Consider the following 17929-nt stretch of genomic DNA (forward strand, 5'->3'; position numbering starts at 1 on the left):
TGAAATTTGGAAATCCTTTCTTCTGAAAAACAGCAACATTTTTATTAATACTAACAAAAGGGGCGGCATAAATTATGCCGCCCCTTCTTTTTTATCTTCCTTATTTACGGATCGTGAAAATATGATTTTGTATTAAATCTCCCGCCTTTATTGCGATTTTGTACTTTCCGGGCGGAAGATTTTTGGTAGGAATCGTCTTCCTAGAAGTACCTGCAGCCACTTTGCCTACTCCCTTTTTTACGATATCGCCTTTTCCATTTTTGATCATATATCGGATCTCTATTTGTTCGGGCATAGTAAAGTTAACCGCCAAAGGCATATTTAGACGAACCGCCTTGGCAGGATATTCTATATTCGCAACCAAAGGTTTATGCTCTTTGACAGGGGCGACTTCTTCCTTTTTAGCTTCGGCTATTTCTAGCTTTTCTTCTTTCTTTTCAGGAGTTGTAGCCTGAACGATTGGAGCCTTTACCGTTTCTGTCTTCACCACTTGCTGCTCTGTCGCCTTAGCAATGGCTTTATCTTCTGTTTTGGCCTCTGCTACTTTATCGGTGCTCTTGCTTGAAGCTGTTTCTGCAACAGCAACTGGTACAGGCTCCGCTTCTTTCTTTCCTCCTTTTTTGGCTTCCCGGGCTGCATTATAAGCAGCAAGTTTGGCGGCTACTGCTGCATCTCTCTTTTCCTTTTTCGTTATAGGCTTAGCTGCTTCAGCCTTCTTTTCTTCTTTAGCCCCCTCATTTTCAGCGAGCAGCGGTTCAGCCACCGGCTTCGGTTTTGTCTCCGCAGGCTTTTTCTTTTTGAGTAAATATCCCTCTGGCAATGGATTCAATTTGATCCGCTTTTTGGCAGGGATCACCCGAATTTTGGGTTTATTCTTGCTGATATGTTTGGGCAATTTGATGGTCCCGGTTTTAAATCGACTTTTATAGGGCTTAAAAGGAATCCCTTCCAGATCCATCAGCTTCGAATTAATCTCAAAGATGTATTCAGTATTGGGTTTCAATACTTTGAGAGGTTCCAGCAAAATGTTTTTGAGACCATTATTGATGGTTATATAGACATCTACCTGTTCTTCCGGATTGCTGGCAGGATACAGGCGAATACTTTCTGCAGATACTGATTTAGCATCCACTCCCTGGTAATTATCAAGGAGTTCCATACGAGCGGAAACCAAAGCATTGCGAATCAGATTTTGAGCGCCATTCTCAGGAGAGGCTCCTCTGATTCGCGGTACTTTTTTCTCCTCAATTTCCTCTACCACCTCTTCCGGCTCTTCATAATCCATCTGAGCGGAAAGGGGAGATATAGGTAGATAACATAATAAGAATACAGCCAGGAGGGAGCGATACGTTTGGATGAATGTTTTCACAAAATGAAAGTAGACAGCAAAAACTGACTTTCATTTTCGAATATTACATTCAAATTACTTTTCAAAAATCGGAACAAATGAGGATTTTCTTCCGAAAGCAATAATAATATTTCAGGATAAATAGAGGCCTAACTTGAGCGCATCAGGGCATGGCGAAAACTAAATAAGCCTACCAGTCCATAGCCAAATACCTGCATGAGGTAAAAGGGCATTACCCCAAAATCGTCAAATTGGAAAGACATATAGATGCCCAGGCAGAAGTATAAGGTCATAAAAAGCTCGGCATAAACCGAAGGGTTTACCTTTTTGCTCTTGTACTTTACGTTTTTGAATTTGTCTTTTTTCTCCTTCACATTGAATTTCGGAGTACGGATAAAAGGCGTTCTTTTGCCCATCCAACCCTGAATCACTGCAATAGAATTGTGCAATGAAAGTCCCATAGAGAGAGACAGGAAGGGAATAAAGTTTAGAAGAAAGCGTTTAATCCCACCAATGATACTCTTCTCCCGCCAGGCAAAGGTGACAATGTAGAGAAAACCGAGTATGATAAAGCTGAGGAATAAAGCCGTAACTGGAATGAGTAGAAAATCGACATTCCCGCCCAAAATATCATGTTTGATATAAAGTAGCGGTACACTGCTCGCTCCCAACAAAAGCACCAGGATAAAAACAGATGAACTCAGAAGGTGAACTGTACCGTGAATCTTCCTTCCCAAAGAAGCCTTAGATTTCCATACATTGATCAGCATTTTGCGTGCTACCTCTGCGCCTCCTTTCATCCAGCGATATTGCTGAGACTTGATGGCTCCCATTTCTGCCGGCAATTCGGCGGGGGCTCCAATTTCATCTACATATCTAAACTGCCAGTTTCTGATCTGAGCCCTGTAGCTAAGATCCAGATCCTCGGTCAGCGTATCTGATTCCCATCCTCCTGCATCGATGATGCATTCTTTTCTCCATACCCCGGCAGTACCATTAAAGTTCATATAGAAGCCTCCACGGTCTCTACTAAACTGCTCGATAGTGAAATGCGCATCCAGATGGAAGGCCTGTGCTTCTGTAAAAATGGAATAATTTCTATTGATATGCTCCCAACGCGCCTGAACCACTCCGATTCTGTCATCGGTAAAATTGGCCAGTGCAGAACGCAGGTAATTGGGGTAGGGGAGGAAATCCGCATCAAAAATGGCGATGAAGTTTCCTTTGGCGAAATCCAGGCCATAGCCAAGGGCTCCCGCCTTGAAGCCTTTACGATCCGGTCTACGAACATGTTCGATCTGGAATCCTTCAGCCTTCAATGCCTCAACTTTCTTCGCAATCACCTCCACGGTTTCATCATTGGAATCATCCAGAACCTGCACTTCAAAGCTGTCTTTGGGATAATCCATTGCGGCCATGCTGTCCAGCAAACGCTCGGCAACATAGAGTTCATTGAAAATGGGAAGCTGTATGGTAACGAAAGGAAGATCTTTATCTCCTTCCAATGGGGGCTCGGCTTTTATTTTTTTCCGGTTCCTTAAAAAAGTGATAACCAAATGGAGCTGACCCAAACTGTACAGGAATATCAGGCTAAGGGCAGTACCATAGATGGCTAGAACGGAATATTCAAATATTTTTATAAGCACAGTAATTCCTGTTTAATGCGTATCTCTTTCAAAGTATTTAGTATCTGGGAGCGAATTACAAAATGCCTTAGAACTTAAATTCGGGCTGCAAGTTACAAAAATGCGCATTACAATAGTTTGAAAATTGTCCAAAGAATTTTGTACCCAGCTAGTATGGTTCCTTTGATCGTCCCAGTGATCTTCGAAACCCCGATCCGTTGTCGATAATTGACCGCTACCTCTGTACACTTCATTTTCAGTTTAGCTGCTTTCACCTGCATCTCTACTGTCCATCCATAGGTAGTGTCTTTCATATCAATTGCCAGCAACTTCTCGTATTTGATGGCCCGAAATGGGCCGAGGTCACTAAATTTTACCTTATATAGTAATTTGATTAAGGTAGTGGCCAACCAGTTACCAAAAATTTGCTGAGGCTGCATAGAACCTCTTTCTCTTTCTCCTAAAGCCCTCGAACCTATCACCAGGTCATAGTCTTCTTCGATGATGGGTTTTATCAGGTCCTTCATCTCTTCTGGATAGTCTGAATAGTCCCCATCCAGAAATACGACAATATCCGGCTGTTCGGATTTCGCTTTAGCGGCGATGTAAGACATCCCCTTTAAACAAGCAAAACCATAGCCTTTTTGTTCTTCTCGTAACACAGTAGCTCCTGCAGTCTTGGCTCGCTCTTCCGTTTCATCTGTAGAACCATTGCTAACGACAATCACTTCTTTTACCAGCTCAGTCGGAATATCCCCCACAACCTTGTGGATGGAATCTGCCTCATTGAAGGCGGGAATTATGACCTGGATATTCATTTATTGCCTGTTTTGATATAGCTTTAATTTCGGCTTGCAAGTAAAGAAAATCTCCTCAATTACCTGTCATATAACTGACATTGGGGTTTCTCGGGGGTTGGAATATGATTTGTTTAGCTCTTTTTAGGTATTTTCTTCCTTGATATAATCAAATAGTTAATATGACAAATTCACTATCCATTGGAACGCGCGTAAAACATCCCCAATATGGGAATGGAATCATCCTTGACAACAGCAAATCCTTTTACAACATTGCCTTCCCCAATTTTGGAGAGAAATCCATAGGGAAAGATTTTGAGGGCCTGGAAATCATCGAGCTTGCACCTCTTCCAGAACAAAGAATCAGTTTAGGGGATCTGGAACAAGTAATCTCCAAAGTACTGCAAAGATGGACGGGACTAAGCGAAAACATAGCCCTGGGAAGTAAATGGAAAGGCGGAACGTTGATCCTGAATCCCGGCAATGCTGATTTGAAAGGGAAAGAGATTCCCATCGAAACCTTTTTCCACAAGATCGTTATGGTAAGAGATCGGCTGAGGGTCCTTGAGCAGAACATCAATAAGAGCAAAAACCTGAGCGATGAAGAGAAGGTAAATATACAGCAATACATTACTCGCGTATATGGAAGCCTTACAACCTTCAATGTTCTCTTTGCACATGAGGATGATCAGTTTAGGGGAGAGGGAAAAAAATAAGTAAGCCCTGAACGAGCTAAAATCCGGCATAATAATCCAAAGTGAGGGCCTTTAATAATCTTATTTATACAGCCATTGCTAATTCCCTCGAAAAGTTCTAACTTTGCGCGGGTTTTTAGAAGCTCATTTACTTAAAAAATATATAGAAAAAGATGGCAATTACTGCACAAGAAGTAAATCGGTTGCGCAAGGCTACCGGCGCAGGCATGATGGACTGTAAAAAAGCTTTGACTGAGGCAGACGGAGATTTTGACAAAGCAGTGGACATCCTCCGTAAGAAAGGACAAAAAGTATCTGCCAAGCGTGCAGACCGTGACGCAAAAGAAGGTGCAATTTTCGTAAACGCGAATGGAGACGGAACTGAAGCAGTATTGATAGAGCTAAATTGCGAAACGGATTTTGTTGCTCGTAATGATGACTTCGTTGCCCTGGGTAATGGAATCGCAGGAGTAGCAGCTAGCGAAAAGCCTGCTGATCTGGCGGCTTTGAAAGCCCTTCCTCTCAATGGTACTCCTATTGGTGATGAACTTACCAATGCCATGGGTAAGATTGGAGAGAAAATAGATGTTAGCAAATATGCGCACATCAGCGGTGATCAGGTTGTATCCTACATCCACCCTGGATCCAGAGTGGGAGTTGTAGTTGCATTTGATGGAAGTACTTCCGGAGATGTAGCAGCTGTAGGGAAAGATATCGCCATGCAAATTGCAGCGATGAAGCCTGTTGCAGTAGATAAAGATGGAGTAAACCAGGAGATTATCGACAAAGAAATGGAGATCGGCAAAGAGCAAGCTCGTCAGTCCGGTAAACCAGATAACATTGTTGAAAAAATCGCTATGGGTAAACTCAACAAATTCTTTAAAGAGCAAACCTTGTTGAACCAGGACTTTGTGAAAGATACTTCCAAGTCTGTAGGTCAATACATAAAAGACGAACTCGGAGGAGATATCTCAGTAAAAGATTTCAAACTTCTTGTACTGGGAGCTTCCTGATCGACAAAAGAATTAATTTAAAAGAGAGTTTATTATAACTCTCTTTTTTTTTACCTAGCAAAGAAGTCTCAGGGAATTTATTCACATAAGTGTTCAAAAATAAATCCTTGCATACTTTTTGAATGTAAGTCCAGCGAAAAACCAGCCTACACTTGGCGCAAAACATATTCTAAACCTTATATCTCATAATTATCCCAGAAAATATGCCGACCAAATACAAAAGAATCCTGCTCAAACTTAGTGGCGAAGCCTTGATCGGAGATAAAGAATTTGGCATCGACGACAAGACCCTGCAATTCTATGCAAAACAAATCATGGAAATAACTGCTCTTGGCGTTGAAGTAGCCATCGTAGTTGGTGGAGGAAATATCTTCAGAGGTATACAGGGAGCGGGTACAGGAATGGGCCGTGCACATGCAGATTATATGGGAATGCTTGCCACCGTTATCAATGGCATGGCCTTACAGGATGCCCTGGAAAGAGAAGGAGCCAAATGTCGTTTGCAATCCGCCATTGATATAGAAAAAGTTTGTGAACCCTATATCAGAAGAAGAGCCGTAAGGCATTTGGAGAAAGGAAGAATCGTGATCTTTGGAGCAGGAACCGGGAATCCCTTCTTTACCACAGATACAGCGGCCAGTTTGAGAGCCATCGAAATTGATGCGGATGTAGTGCTGAAAGGAACGAGAGTAGACGGGGTTTACAATGCCGATCCAGAGAAGAATGCCGATGCAACCAAATTCGATAAGATTTCCTTTGCAGATGTGCTACGTGATAGGCTAAAGGTTATGGATATGACAGCTTTCACGCTTTGCGAAGAAAACAAACTTCCTATCATTGTATTTAACATCAATGATCCCCATGCCCTCAAAGGCATCGTTCGGGGTGAAACGGTCGGTACCCTGGTAAGCTAATTCAAGAAAAACGTGTAAAAACACCCATGGGCATTTTCCTTCCCGATCTTTCGGGTAGGAAGAGTTCCCCAAACTCTGCCTTTTGAGCTCGCTTCTTTGGGAAATGACTTTCTACCAGGTTTTTAAGGACTAAAGAAGAAAAGCCAAGAGAATAACTATTGAAGACCAGAAAGCTTTTATCCGGATGGAGGATTTGAGCAACGGCTGAGGTAAGCTCATTGACCATTTCTTCCAATTTCCATTTCTCACCCTTCGGACCATGTCCCCATGCTGGAGGATCAAGGATAATGCCCTCATACTGCTTTCCTCGTTTGGCTTCCCTTTTCACAAACGTAAAGGCATCTTCCAACAACCAGCGAATATCACTGAGTCCACTGGCCTGCATATTCTCATTAGCCCAATTGAGGACATTGCGGATAGAATCACAATGAATGACATTGGCTCCTCCAGCTCTCGCTGCCAGAGAAGCTCCCCCTGTATAGGCAAAGAGATTTAACACCCGGGCATTGGGTATGCGTTTGCTATTCTCGTAGATGTAGTTCCAGTTTACTGCCTGCTCAGGAAATATGCCGACATGCTTAAAAGCAGTCAGGCCCAGACGAAACCGAAGCTTCATTCCCTTATACTGATAATTGATGTACCATTGCTCCTTCATGCCCGGAGCTTTCTCCCATTTCCCCGAATGACTTCCTTCCTGTACAAAGCGAGCATCCGTCAACTTCTTCCAGTCTTTTTCCGGAAGTTGTTTACTCCAAACGGCCTGAGGCTCAGGTCTTCGTAGGGTGTACTTCCCAAATCGTTCCAGCTTTTCGCCATTCCCACTATCGATAAATTCGTAGGACTTCCAATCCCGAGGTGCATACAGTTTCATGCGCGCAAAATTAGGATATTTTTTTGGTGCTTCAATATTTAGGGGAATGATGCCTGGGATAAGCCTACAAATAGCCTGTCATCCCGAGTCCCGCCGAGGGACCTTGTATTCAGCTTGGATTTAAAATTCACGATCTCTCAGCCCTCAATGCCATACACAGCCAAACTTCGAGATGACACGAAGTGCTATTCAATACCGTATCCTGGTCGTCTCTCCTATCCAACAAGGAATAGGGAAACTATCTCCCACCTGAAATCCGTGAAAGCGAAGTTCTTCGATTTCAGGAGCAGATTTTTGGTATAAGGCAATCCGCGAACGGGCAGCCATAGAGAGTTGATCATTCAAGTTCATGGCTTTCTCACAATAATCAATGGCCAGCCAATTGAGGGCTTTGCGTTCCAGTTGTGAGAAATTGCAGAAAGGCGCGGATTTGAGGAAGAGCTCCGCTTGAAAAAGCCAGGGTTCTCCCCATTCCGGATAGGCCTGGTCTGCCTGTAAGGCAATAAGTCGGGCTGTACGGAAGGATTTCCTCTGAGCATATATATCGGCCATAAGGAGGAGGTTTTTGGCCTTGATACGATTGCTCTGAGGAAGCTTGAGTGCTTCTTCAAGTGCTTTTTGTGCTTTTCCGTATTCTTCTTTTTGTAAATGCTTGTCTGCCGCCAATCGAAGAAAGTAAGGAGAGGATACCAAAGGAGTGATCCGCTGCAGGACTGTATCTCTGAAACTGTTTTCTTCACAGCCTTTAATACGCATGGCTGTATAGAGGTACATATACTCATCGGGACGAAGGAGACTTCTGCCAAGACGGATACGATATTCATCTTCCAGCTCCTGACAGGAAGGGAGTTTTTGTTCCAGGGCATTTACCATGAGTAAATGTAAATCTTCGGCTGACTCGATATGTGTTGGATGAATCATATCCAGGTTCCGATACAAATTATCCCAAAACATAAACTCGCGGCTAGCCAGGCCTGCTTCAATTTTGTTCTGTCGTATATCTCTTAGCAAACTTTCTCCGAAAGCATCCAGGATCAGATAACTACTTTCTTCCGGTTGGGATTGAAGGACTGCACGCAATACAGATCGCAAAGAATCTTTGAGCTCATGTTGATAGTATAGGGCAGTAAGTCCTCTTTCCTTTAACCAGAACAAAGAATTCTCCTGCGCTTTATACAAATAGCCCTGCATTTTCAGCAAGCCCTTGATTGCCTTGGGACTAAGGGGGAGAAGAGAAGATTGACTGGCCTTAAGTTCAAAGAAGTCAGGCTGATCGATCAATTTATCCAACTGATCGGAATCTGCGATCAGGATGTCCTGACATAGTTCGAGGGCTTCTTTATAATCTTTTCGGACACGTGCCTGTTGAAATTCAATATACAAGCTACCTGTACCGCTTTGTGCCCATAAGCTATTGCTTATGAGAAGTACGGCAATCATGCATATCCGAACCATAAGGTGTTTCCCGATTAGTCAACAACCCGGCGTACAAACCATCGGTCATTGAGGTTCACCCCAAAACGGATCCGTGCATAAAGTTCTGACAATTGCTGATTGCCATCGAGGCTTCCTCTACGACCCAATTCAGCGCTGATGTTGAATTTGGAAACAGAACGTCCCTGACTTGGCCGGTTTCCTTTTAGGCCAGCAGGAATACCCAGACCTACCGTAAATCCATAATCCTGAACAGGCTCGCCTCCTACATTGATGTAAGTCTGACGCCAGTAAGCCCCTGCACGATAATTAACCCTTTTAAAATATTTGAGGGATTGGAAGTTGGGCGTATACTCAGCTCCAAGGGCAAAACGCACTTCCCTTCCTAATTGGGTTTCATCAGAGAAGTATTTGAAATTCTCCCAGTTTTGGAAAGAGCCTTCCACACCGAGAGACCATTTGCTAAGCTGAGTCAGCATCACCCCAAAGCCTACCTTTGTGGGAATCTCTGCACTTCCTTCTTCCAAATTATTGATCGAATCCTGAACCACTCCATTGGTAAAGGCAGTAAATCGATCTCCGCCCAAGTTCAGGTTATAGTCCACTACAGCTCCCAAACGAATCATGGTATAGTTAGAAGCATTGATCGTATCCACGTAGATCGCTCCTATTTGGGTAAGCCATCCACTCAAAAAGGCATCTTCTATAATTTGAATGGTCCGGAAGGCAGGAACCCGAATACTGGTATCTGCTTCGAAGACCTGCTTTACCCATTCGTAGCGGGTATTCCCAAAAGAGTATTGAAAGTTGGCACCCAGTCGCAGACGATTACCAAGCAATCTAACCGCACCTCCGAAAAATACTTTATTCAGACCTCCGGAAGAAGAATACTCGGTTTGTTCTACGAATACAGAATCTTCTATCTGAATAGAATTCTGGGTAATAACATCATATCCAACGGCAGAATAGGGCGAAAAGCCAGCCGTCAATACAAAATTATCATTTGAAGGAAAGGCAAAAGCTACATTTTGAAAGCCTGCTGTCTTCTGCAATCCTTTGGTTTCAGGAGTTTCCAATTGACTCGCTTGCCAAAATCCACCGAAGTCGAGGGTTGTAAAATACATGTCCCCATAACTGGCTGGATTTATAGAATTAACAGAAAAATAGTTATCTGAAGCTATTCCAATTCCTCCCATTCCCGCGTTTCTGGTTGTCGCACCACTCAGGATATCTCCCAAAGCGAATCTTGAATAAGGGCTCAAGGTCAATTCCTGTCCATATAGGCCAAAAATACCCAGACTTTGTATACTAATAAGTAATAAGAGAATTCGTCTCATAGAGCTGATTTGAAGCGAAGGACTTGATAGATGCCCTTAAGTATTAAATTTGAGTCTGCAAAGTTGATGTTTTTCAAGTGATTTTCAAAGAAGATCGCATCACCACCTGTTATATATATCTGTGTTTCATCCCCATAGCGTTGCTTGTATCCATTTATTTTTCCCTCTATTTCTGCTCTCGCTCCATGAATAACACCAGATAAGATGCTGGTTCGGGTACTATCTCCGAGCCAGGGCGTATCTATTTCAGGGGTTTCGAGGGGTAATTTAGCCGTAAAGGTATGCAAAGCTTGTAGTCTCATTCGTATGCCAGGTGATATTGCTCCTCCTTTGTATCTCGCGGATGCATCTGCAAAATCATAGGTTATAGCTGTGCCTGCATCCACCACCAAGACGGGCTGCCCAGGACTTTGGTTGCATGCAGCTATGACTGAAATGATACGATCAGTCCCCAGGGTTTTTGGGGTACTGTAATCATTTCCGATAGGCAATTCACTTTGAGAAGTGATGGGATAAAAATGAATTTTCTTTTCAAATCTCCGCCAGACCGGAGAAGCCTGGATGTAAGCAGGTGCATCACCCGTACTGATCCAACCGACATGCAAATCTGCATCTTTAGGGATTTTGTCCAGGAAAGTTCTCCAGGGTTTTTGTCCTTCTTTTGTAAGGAAAGCAGATACTTCTCCCTGCATTTCTCCCGCGTCATCAAACAGTCCCAGCTTGGTACGGGTGTTACCAATGTCGATGCTTAGATAGAATGTCATAATCTGATCTTTTGTGATCTGGTTATTGATAAAGAAAGGAGATTTCCTTGAAGTCATAGTAATTGAGCTTTTGCCCTTCAGCTATGGCAAGTCGCCCTCTTTCATCTACCCCAACAATCATCCCTCGAAATTCCTCTCCTTCTTTATGGAAGCTCATCTCTTCCTGGTAGCCAATGAGATAACGAACATACAGCTGGTCTATGGTTGAACTACCGATATTTTTTAGTTCCAGATAACGACGCTCCAATTGAGACAGAAACATTTGCAGGACCTTTTCGGTGTCAAACTTCCTTTCCTGCGCCTGATACATCGAAGTAGCTTTGTGTTGAATCTCCTCAGGAAAAGCAGGCTGATTTACATTTAAGCCAACTCCTATCACACTGCTTCCCACTCGACTCCCTTCTAATTGATTTTCGATGAGTATTCCAGCTACCTTCTTTTTATTGAGTAGCATATCGTTGGGCCATTTTATGTCAACTTCCTGCATAGGCAATAGCTCCGTCAAGGTATCTCGCAAAGCGATGCTGGTAATCTTAGACAATAAAAAGACCTGTTTCGCAAGGAGGAACTTAGGATAATAAATGATACTAAAGGTCAGATTCAAGCCAGCTTCTGTAAGCCAGACATTGCCTTTCTGCCCCCTTCCTGCACTTTGTTTATAGGCTAAAACCAGCGTCCCTTCCGGTGTATTTTCCTTCAACAACTCCTGCGCATAGGTATTGGTTGAAGGAATTTCCTCCAAACGTATGGCATGCTTTCCGCTAAATAAAGTATCAGACATGTATCTTTTTCTCTAAGGATTCCGTATAGGAAAAATCAGGTAAAACTGAGCATTCCCACCTCTCATTCAGCAAATAAATCAAATTCCAGGTTTTTTTTTGAAAGTAAACCTGTAAATTGATATATAGTAAAAAGTATAGCTTAAGAATCAGAAAAAATTACTGAATGACAAAAATTCTTCTCGATGCGCAGGCGCTATCCGATCTAGCCGTTCAGGGGCTACAGGAAATCAAAGGTAAATCTATCATCCGCATGGATCTCAGGGAAAGCGATGGCGCAGTTACTGATTTCTTTATCATTTGTACCGGTACTTCAGACAAGCATGTCCAGTCTTTGGCAGACTCAGTTGTAGATTTTCTGCGCAAAGAAGGGGAGAGGCCTATTAGCAAGGAAGGAACCGAGAGCGGAGAGTGGGTTTTGCTGGATTATGTCAATGTAGTTGTACATATTTTCCAGGAAGAAACCCGAAATTTTTACCGACTGGAGTCTCTTTGGGGGGATGCCAAAATCGATACTTTCGAAGACATAGGATAAGCCTTATTGTATATCCTGATTTTAGGGAATAAATTGTGCGAAACTTTCCACAATTCTCATAGCCCTATCCAATGAAAATCACCCGCATAGAAGTTATCAGAGATGGACTGGATTTACTCCGTCCATACACCATTGCTTATAAAACGACCAGCGCCATTGATGTCTGTCTGGTGAAGGTGCATACAGATACCAAGCACATTGGTTTGGGATCAGCAAACCCCAGTCCCTATGTTGTAGGGGAAGATATGGATGCCTGTATAGCGGCCCTTTCGCCCGAAAATACGGAGCGCTTTATTGGCAGAGATATTCGGGATCTGCAAATGATGCTTCACGAACTCCATGAAATCTATCCCAAAAATCCGGGAGCGAAAGTTGCCCTGGATTTGGCTTTCTACGACCTCATGGGGAAGTATCTGGATATCCCTGTTGTAAAAATGCTGGGACAGCATATTGACGGACTGGCAACTTCCATTACCATAGGAATTAAAAATGTGGAAGATACCGTCGAAGAAGCCCAGGAATATTATGATAGGGGATTTAAAATTCTCAAAGTAAAACTCGGACATTCATTAGAAGAAGACCTTGAGCGTTTGAGGAAATTGAGGGAGACCTTTGGCAATAAAATGGGCATACGTGTGGATGCCAATCAGGGCTATACCCTGGAAGATTTGAAAGTCTTTCACGCCAAGACGCAGGACATGGACCTGGAACTGGTTGAACAAGCTACGCCGGCTGATGACCTGGCGCTAATGCAATCCTTACCAGAAGAAATCAAAAAGACCATTGCCGCAGATGAAAGTCTTGTGGATGCAAAGGATGCCTGGAAATTAGTTACTCCTCCGGGAGCCTGTGGGATCTTCAATATCAAGTTGATGAAGTGTGGAGGGATTCATCAGGCGCTACGCATTGCAGAAGTTGCTCGATTGAGTGGAAGAGATTTGATGTGGGGCTGTAATGATGAAAGTATCGTTAGTATCGCAGGAGCTTTACATGTAGCTTTTTCTTGTGAGCATACCAAATACATCGACCTCGATGGAAGTCTCGATTTGAGTCGGGACTTTGTGCGTGGAGGCTTCAGCCTGGAAGAGGGAGTCATGAGACCAACAGATGCTCCAGGATTGGGATGTACGCTATTGGATTAGTATTTCACTGCCTTTACCCAGAGAAAATGAACACGCTTAAATTTTTCATTGCTTTTTTGGCAAGCTTTATCTGTTTGCAACAAAGCAGAGCGCAGAACTTTTCTGCCGATTCCCTGAAGGCATATGCTGAGCAGCAATTGTCTGATTATTCTGTACCTGCTTTAGCCATTGCCATTGTTGATAAAGATTCCTTGCTCTTTTCTCAAGGTTTTGGATTAAACAATATTGAGAAAGGTCAAGCAGCCAATTCAGAAACTCTTTTTGGTATAGGATCCATTTCTAAGTCATTTACAGCACTGGCTGTAGGCATGTTGGTTAGTGATGGGAAAATGGATTGGGATGATAAGGTTAAGAAATACCTTCCCTACTTTGAACTCTATGATCCTTATGTAAGTGATAATTTCACCATCCGAGATCTTTTGACACATAGAAGTGGGCTAAAGGATGTAAGTGGGGGAAGCCTTTGGTATCATTCTGATTTTAGTCGAAAAGAGATTATCAAACGCATGAAATACCTGAAACCCGTTTCAGGATTCCGGGAAAAAACCGCCTATCAGAATATCATGTATTTGGTCGCGGGAGAGGTCGTCGCAGCTGTGAGTGGAATGACCTATGATGCATTTATCAAAAGTCGGATTTTTGATCCGCTGAACATGAAGCATACAGTAAGCCTGGCAGCAGATAGAGAAGGAAGTCAAAACATCGCTCGACCTCATATCGACTATGAAGGAAAAAAGATCCTCATCGTTCAGGAGAAAGGAGATAATCTTGCCGCAGGTGGTTTCATTTATTCCAGCGCTAATGATATGGCTCGTTATATGAGGTTTATGTTGAATAAGGGAATCGTAGGACAGGATACCCTTATACATGCTCGGGAAATGAGTGAGATTCTCAAACCTCAGGTAATCTATCAGATCTCAGGCCCGCCTCTTCAGAATGAATTTAGTTCTTATGGCTTTGGTTGGTGGCTCACTCCTAAAAATGGGCATAAAATTGTCGAACATAGCGGAGGCATAGATGGGATGAGTGCCAATCTTGTTATGATCTCAGACCTCAACTACGGAGTAATAGTCTTATCAAATACCAGTTCTCCTGCTTCTTTCGTAATTACCACCAATTTAATTGGTAAAAAACTCGGAAATGATGAGATGGTGAAATTCAGCAACATCATTAAGATGTATTACGATCGAAATCTAGTCAGAGAGGAAGAATTGAAACAAAAGAGAAAGGATTCGCAGATCAAGAATACACAGATGTCCCTGGAAGCAGAGAAATATACAGGAACTTATCGCGATAAAATGTATGGAGACGTTTATGTCAGTCTGGAAAATAAGGAATTGCAGCTAAGGTTTTCTCATACTCCATTATTTAGTGGAAAGCTGGAACATTGGCATTATGATACCTTCAATATGAATTGGTCAGATCCCAGAGTTCCTGATGGTTTCATCACCTTTGTTTTGGGTTCGGATGGAGAGGTAAGCGAATTGAAGATTGATCAGGAGAATCTTCTGGATGTTGATTTTAGCGAAATCAGCCTCAAAAAAGTACAGGAATAAAAAAGGGAAGAGCTAATGCCTGCTCCCTTTTTTATCTCGATTTTCTTATTATTTCTTCTCCAATTGCTGTACGATCATTTGCATGACCGCCCTTGATTTAGGATCAAACCAGGCTTTGAGCTTCAATTCTACTGCTGCTTGTTCAATCCCATTCAAACGGTCCCACAATTCCTTTTTCATATTCGCTTTGGAATTGATGAGAAGATTATCCGGGCTGCGAAGAAGTTTTTGCATTTCTTTTTCTGCTCGCGGCAGGACTTCCTCCATTTCACAGACTTCATCTATCAAATGCTGGGCTTTGGCTTCCTCCACAGAAAGAAGTTTCCCTCTTAGCAAATTGTGATAAGCCTGTCTTTTGCCCATCCAAAAGGCGGCTAACTGATAGATATATTCAGGCATCACAATTCCAACTGCCGTTTCATTTAGCCCAATCAAAAATTTCTCTCCTGCTGACATAATCCGGTAATCACAGGTAATGGCCAGTACGCATCCTCCTGCTGGGCTATAGCCATTGATTGCAGCTATCATGGGTTTGGGAAACATCGCCAATTCATAGACCATCGCATCCCAATCTTCCCAGAAACTGACGATTTGCTTTTCATCAAAATAGAAAAGTTCTTTCAAGTCCAGGCCTACACTAAAAAAGCCATCCGTATTTCCATTAAGGATGACCCCACGGGTACTTTCGTCAGTAAGCTTTTCTTTTAAATAGGCACGAATCTCCCTGACCATCTCATGGTTGATGGGATTTGAGCGGCCTCTGTTTAATTGGAGGATATCGTAGCCCTTCTTTTTTATAGCTGATAGCGTATTCATTCTCTTTATTTGTTTTAAAGTAATGCTTCATTTACGGGCTGATCACATATCACCCGGCCTGCAAGCTCAAACATGCTTTCTGTAACCAGGCCATGCTGGGTTACCATATGTATATCTCGCAAAAGCTCCTGCAATTTTACCCCATCCCAAAGGCTGGAACCTCCTCCTAATCTATAGGCTTCTTCAACGACCTCTGCAGAAGTACTTGCAGCAAAGGAAGCTGCCAGTCTCAACCTACTCTGATTCTCTTTAGTGGGAGTTTTATTTTCTGCTTCCCTCCAATTTTCCCGAACCGCGTCTTGCAAAAATAAGCGGGCCGACTCCAGTTTTGCCCTCATTGTAGCAAGTTTCACCTGAACGACCGGACGCTCTGCAAGGGTGCGTGAAGCCCCATTGGGTTTCTTGCTTTTACTCAGGGCGATGATTTCATCCAGGGCTCTTTGTGCCAGCCCTAAACCCACCGATGCAACTCCAGAAGCCAATGCCCCTAAAAAGGAAAATCGATAGAGGCTTTCATCAATTACGGCTTTGCGAACCGGGAAATCTATCCACTTATCATCCGGAACAAATAAATCCTTTACTTCATAATCGATGCTATTGCTTCCCAACAATCCCAGTACTCGCCAATTGTCAATGAAGTTCACATCTTTGGGATCAAAATAGGCCAATGCCGGACGAGGCCTTCCTTCTCCTTCTGGCATAATGAAACAGCCTCCCACGATATGGCTGCAGTGCGAGATACCCGAACCCCAGGACCATTTTCCATTTACGATGATTCCCCCTTCTACTTTTTTAGCCCTACCTGCCGGAGCTGCCCAACCGCCTGTTTGTGAATGGGTGTCTCCAAAAATCTCCTTCGCAGATTGCGAAGGCAGGTATCCAGCACCCAAAGAGGCTGTTCCGGTTACACAGATCACCCAGCCCAAAGAACCATTGTAATAGGAGCTGGACTCTATGGCTTCCATCAGGGCAAATATATCCGATTGATACCCACCATGGATTTTGGCAGTCCAAAGTCGGATCACTCCCGTTTCCCGAACGGCTTTCATAAGGTCATCCGGTAAACAGCGTGCGGCTTCGATTTCTTCTCTTCGCTCTTCAGCCTCTTTCGCTTGTTTGATAAGGGCTTCTTTTATTTCAGGGGCTAATAGCTGCATCTGACTAGCTTTTAACGATGTAGCCAATACCCGGATCAACCTTTCCTTTCGCCATATCCACAAAGAGTTTCTCCAATTCGCCATACTCCTCTATGAATTGGATCTTTATCCAGTTCTTTGCCTGGCTAATGAATTTTCCCATATTCTGGGCAATTGCAGTATTCGCTTTCACTGGGCCCCATTCCTTGAAGAGTTTCTGGGCATAGGTAGGTGCAAAGAAAAATTTAGCCTGTGATAAGCCTAAATCTGCTACGCCTGTTTGCCAATCAGTCAAGCCTATCATCGAAATAAACTTCAGCTTTTCTCCCAATTGTTTGTCAATACCTTGTAGAAGCTTTCCATTGCCTGCCATATCCACAATGAGGCTATCCTCATCTGCCAGTTCTTCCCCCACATTGCCATACTCAATCACCGCATCATAGAATCCTGTACCTTTGACAAAGTCCACATTCCTTCCTGAAGTAAGGCCTATGATTTGCTTGCCATGTTCTCCCTGATGCTCATGAAGCAGATAAGCTAATCCCAAAGCAGTCTTGGAAGAAGCACTGCTAATGATGATCTGATTTACCCCAAAGAATGCTTCTTCTTTTAAAAATTGATAATTCAAAAAAGATGTTGCGAAAAGGGGACGGATGATCGGAATATAATCCTCTACCGCTTCTATATAGGTCGGATCAGACTTTAACCGATTGTAATAGTTATAAATGGGAGGCAAAGCCTGCCTGTGATCGGCAGCATCTATAAAGCCATACTCATTAAGTTTTCCTATTGTAACCGTCAGTTCCTCTGCCATGGGAAAATAACCATATACTTTTTCGCCAACTTCCAAGCCCTCATGCCCACTTTCTACCACCTCCGCAAATCCCCAAACCGGAACAATGCCCCACTCCTCATCAACGGGAAAGAAATTCCAATAACCGATCCGGTAACCAGTCACCGCATAGGTAACATTATTACTGGTAAGTGCATATTTCAGGAGTTTCAAACGAACCTGTCCCGGGGCGAGGGAAGGACTTTCGATTTCCCGAGTTTGCGTCGAGAGGATATTCTTTTTATTAACGAGGATTTGATTGTGGGGCATATTACTGTTTTTTTGAGTGATCGACTGTATAGGTGAAGATACTTGATTATTTGGGGATGAAGGCA

Annotated in this window: 17 protein-coding genes; 6 read left to right on the top strand and 11 right to left on the bottom strand. The window is 43.2% G+C overall.

Annotated elements, in window-relative coordinates:
* Nucleotides 1-100: 100 nt before the first annotated feature.
* The 3 genes from R8P61_25540 to R8P61_25550 form a co-directional block, all read right to left on the bottom strand.
* Complete coding sequence (locus R8P61_25540; protein ID MDW3650463.1) at nt 101-1369, bottom strand: Ig-like domain-containing protein; 1269 nt, start codon at nt 1367-1369, stop codon at nt 101-103.
* Between the two features lie 128 nt (nt 1370-1497).
* The gene (locus tag R8P61_25545) at nt 1498-2994 is read right to left on the bottom strand and encodes a glycosyltransferase (protein MDW3650464.1); all 1497 of its coding nucleotides are present in this window, start codon (nt 2992-2994) and stop codon (nt 1498-1500) included.
* Between the two features lie 107 nt (nt 2995-3101).
* Complete coding sequence (locus R8P61_25550) at nt 3102-3791, bottom strand: glycosyltransferase family 2 protein (protein ID MDW3650465.1); 690 nt, start codon at nt 3789-3791, stop codon at nt 3102-3104.
* A gap of 161 nt (nt 3792-3952) precedes the next feature.
* Between R8P61_25550 and R8P61_25555 the strand changes: the two genes are divergently transcribed.
* The 3 genes from R8P61_25555 (at nt 3953) to pyrH (ending at nt 6392) form a co-directional block, all read left to right on the top strand.
* On the top strand, nt 3953-4486 hold the full coding sequence (locus tag R8P61_25555; GenBank protein ID MDW3650466.1) for a hypothetical protein: 534 nt from the start codon (nt 3953-3955) through the stop codon (nt 4484-4486).
* A gap of 152 nt (nt 4487-4638) precedes the next feature.
* Complete coding sequence (gene tsf, locus R8P61_25560) at nt 4639-5478, top strand: translation elongation factor Ts (protein MDW3650467.1); 840 nt, start codon at nt 4639-4641, stop codon at nt 5476-5478.
* Between the two features lie 203 nt (nt 5479-5681).
* Complete coding sequence (gene pyrH, locus R8P61_25565; protein ID MDW3650468.1) at nt 5682-6392, top strand: UMP kinase; 711 nt, start codon at nt 5682-5684, stop codon at nt 6390-6392.
* A 1-nt stretch (nt 6393) separates the two neighbouring features.
* On the opposite strand, the gene R8P61_25570 is transcribed toward pyrH, so the two are convergent.
* The 5 genes from R8P61_25570 to R8P61_25590 all read right to left on the bottom strand — a co-directional run bounded on the left by R8P61_25570 (nt 6394) and on the right by R8P61_25590 (nt 11579).
* Nucleotides 6394-7263: a class I SAM-dependent methyltransferase gene (locus R8P61_25570; protein MDW3650469.1), complete on the bottom strand. Its 870-nt coding sequence runs from the start codon at nt 7261-7263 to the stop codon at nt 6394-6396.
* Nucleotides 7264-7452: 189 nt separating this feature from the next.
* The gene (locus R8P61_25575; GenBank protein MDW3650470.1) at nt 7453-8703 is read right to left on the bottom strand and encodes a hypothetical protein; all 1251 of its coding nucleotides are present in this window, start codon (nt 8701-8703) and stop codon (nt 7453-7455) included.
* A gap of 29 nt (nt 8704-8732) precedes the next feature.
* Nucleotides 8733-10034: a hypothetical protein gene (locus R8P61_25580; GenBank protein ID MDW3650471.1), complete on the bottom strand. Its 1302-nt coding sequence runs from the start codon at nt 10032-10034 to the stop codon at nt 8733-8735.
* A complete protein-coding gene (locus R8P61_25585) occupies nt 10031-10798 on the bottom strand; it encodes a type III pantothenate kinase (protein MDW3650472.1) in 768 nt (255 codons plus the stop codon). Before R8P61_25585 ends, R8P61_25580 begins: the two co-directional genes overlap by 4 nt.
* Before the next feature lie 22 nt (nt 10799-10820).
* Entirely contained in the window at nt 10821-11579 is a 759-nt protein-coding gene (locus R8P61_25590) for a biotin--[acetyl-CoA-carboxylase] ligase (protein MDW3650473.1), read from the bottom strand.
* 164 nt (nt 11580-11743) lie between these two features.
* Here R8P61_25590 and rsfS point away from each other — a divergent pair, with 164 nt between their 5' ends.
* From rsfS to R8P61_25605, 3 genes are all read left to right on the top strand, one after another.
* Nucleotides 11744-12112: a ribosome silencing factor gene (gene rsfS / locus R8P61_25595; protein MDW3650474.1), complete on the top strand. Its 369-nt coding sequence runs from the start codon at nt 11744-11746 to the stop codon at nt 12110-12112.
* 71 nt (nt 12113-12183) lie between these two features.
* Nucleotides 12184-13254, top strand: a complete 1071-nt coding sequence (locus R8P61_25600) for a dipeptide epimerase (protein ID MDW3650475.1) — start codon at nt 12184-12186, stop codon at nt 13252-13254.
* Between the two features lie 26 nt (nt 13255-13280).
* Nucleotides 13281-14810, top strand: coding sequence for a serine hydrolase (locus tag R8P61_25605; GenBank protein ID MDW3650476.1), 1530 nt, complete (start codon nt 13281-13283; stop codon nt 14808-14810).
* 48 nt (nt 14811-14858) lie between these two features.
* Here the strand turns inward: R8P61_25605 and R8P61_25610 are convergent, their stop codons facing one another.
* From R8P61_25610 to R8P61_25620, 3 genes are read right to left on the bottom strand one after another with little or no spacing between them, the layout of a single operon-like run.
* Nucleotides 14859-15626 carry an enoyl-CoA hydratase/isomerase family protein gene (locus R8P61_25610; GenBank protein MDW3650477.1) on the bottom strand — a complete coding sequence of 256 codons (768 nt, stop codon included), beginning with the start codon at nt 15624-15626 and terminating at the stop codon, nt 14859-14861.
* A gap of 14 nt (nt 15627-15640) precedes the next feature.
* The gene (locus tag R8P61_25615; protein ID MDW3650478.1) at nt 15641-16783 is read right to left on the bottom strand and encodes an acyl-CoA dehydrogenase family protein; all 1143 of its coding nucleotides are present in this window, start codon (nt 16781-16783) and stop codon (nt 15641-15643) included.
* A gap of 4 nt (nt 16784-16787) precedes the next feature.
* Entirely contained in the window at nt 16788-17864 is a 1077-nt protein-coding gene (locus R8P61_25620) for a DUF2855 family protein (GenBank protein MDW3650479.1), read from the bottom strand.
* Nucleotides 17865-17929 lie beyond the last annotated feature (65 nt).

It is taken from the genome of Bacteroidia bacterium (genome assembly GCA_033391075.1).
In the GTDB taxonomy this organism is placed as follows: domain Bacteria; phylum Bacteroidota; class Bacteroidia; order J057; family J057; genus JAWPMV01.

Bases quoted from the DNA above. Each gene is read 5' to 3' on its own strand.
- R8P61_25605 (MDW3650476.1), top strand. From the start codon at position 13,281: ATGAACACGCTTAAATTTTTCATTGCTTTTTTGGCAAGCTTTATCTGT.
- R8P61_25610 (MDW3650477.1), bottom strand. From the start codon at position 15,626: ATGAATACGCTATCAGCTATAAAAAAGAAGGGCTACGATATCCTCCAA.
- R8P61_25585 (MDW3650472.1), bottom strand. From the start codon at position 10,798: ATGACATTCTATCTAAGCATCGACATTGGTAACACCCGTACCAAGCTG.
- R8P61_25615 (MDW3650478.1), bottom strand. From the start codon at position 16,783: ATGCAGCTATTAGCCCCTGAAATAAAAGAAGCCCTTATCAAACAAGCG.
- tsf (MDW3650467.1), top strand. From the start codon at position 4,639: ATGGCAATTACTGCACAAGAAGTAAATCGGTTGCGCAAGGCTACCGGC.
- rsfS (MDW3650474.1), top strand. From the start codon at position 11,744: ATGACAAAAATTCTTCTCGATGCGCAGGCGCTATCCGATCTAGCCGTT.
- R8P61_25620 (MDW3650479.1), bottom strand. From the start codon at position 17,864: ATGCCCCACAATCAAATCCTCGTTAATAAAAAGAATATCCTCTCGACG.
- R8P61_25600 (MDW3650475.1), top strand. From the start codon at position 12,184: ATGAAAATCACCCGCATAGAAGTTATCAGAGATGGACTGGATTTACTC.
- R8P61_25555 (MDW3650466.1), top strand. From the start codon at position 3,953: ATGACAAATTCACTATCCATTGGAACGCGCGTAAAACATCCCCAATAT.
- R8P61_25590 (MDW3650473.1), bottom strand. From the start codon at position 11,579: ATGTCTGATACTTTATTTAGCGGAAAGCATGCCATACGTTTGGAGGAA.
- R8P61_25575 (MDW3650470.1), bottom strand. From the start codon at position 8,703: ATGATTGCCGTACTTCTCATAAGCAATAGCTTATGGGCACAAAGCGGT.
- R8P61_25550 (MDW3650465.1), bottom strand. From the start codon at position 3,791: ATGAATATCCAGGTCATAATTCCCGCCTTCAATGAGGCAGATTCCATC.
- R8P61_25580 (MDW3650471.1), bottom strand. From the start codon at position 10,034: ATGAGACGAATTCTCTTATTACTTATTAGTATACAAAGTCTGGGTATT.
- pyrH (MDW3650468.1), top strand. From the start codon at position 5,682: ATGCCGACCAAATACAAAAGAATCCTGCTCAAACTTAGTGGCGAAGCC.
- R8P61_25570 (MDW3650469.1), bottom strand. From the start codon at position 7,263: ATGAAACTGTATGCACCTCGGGATTGGAAGTCCTACGAATTTATCGAT.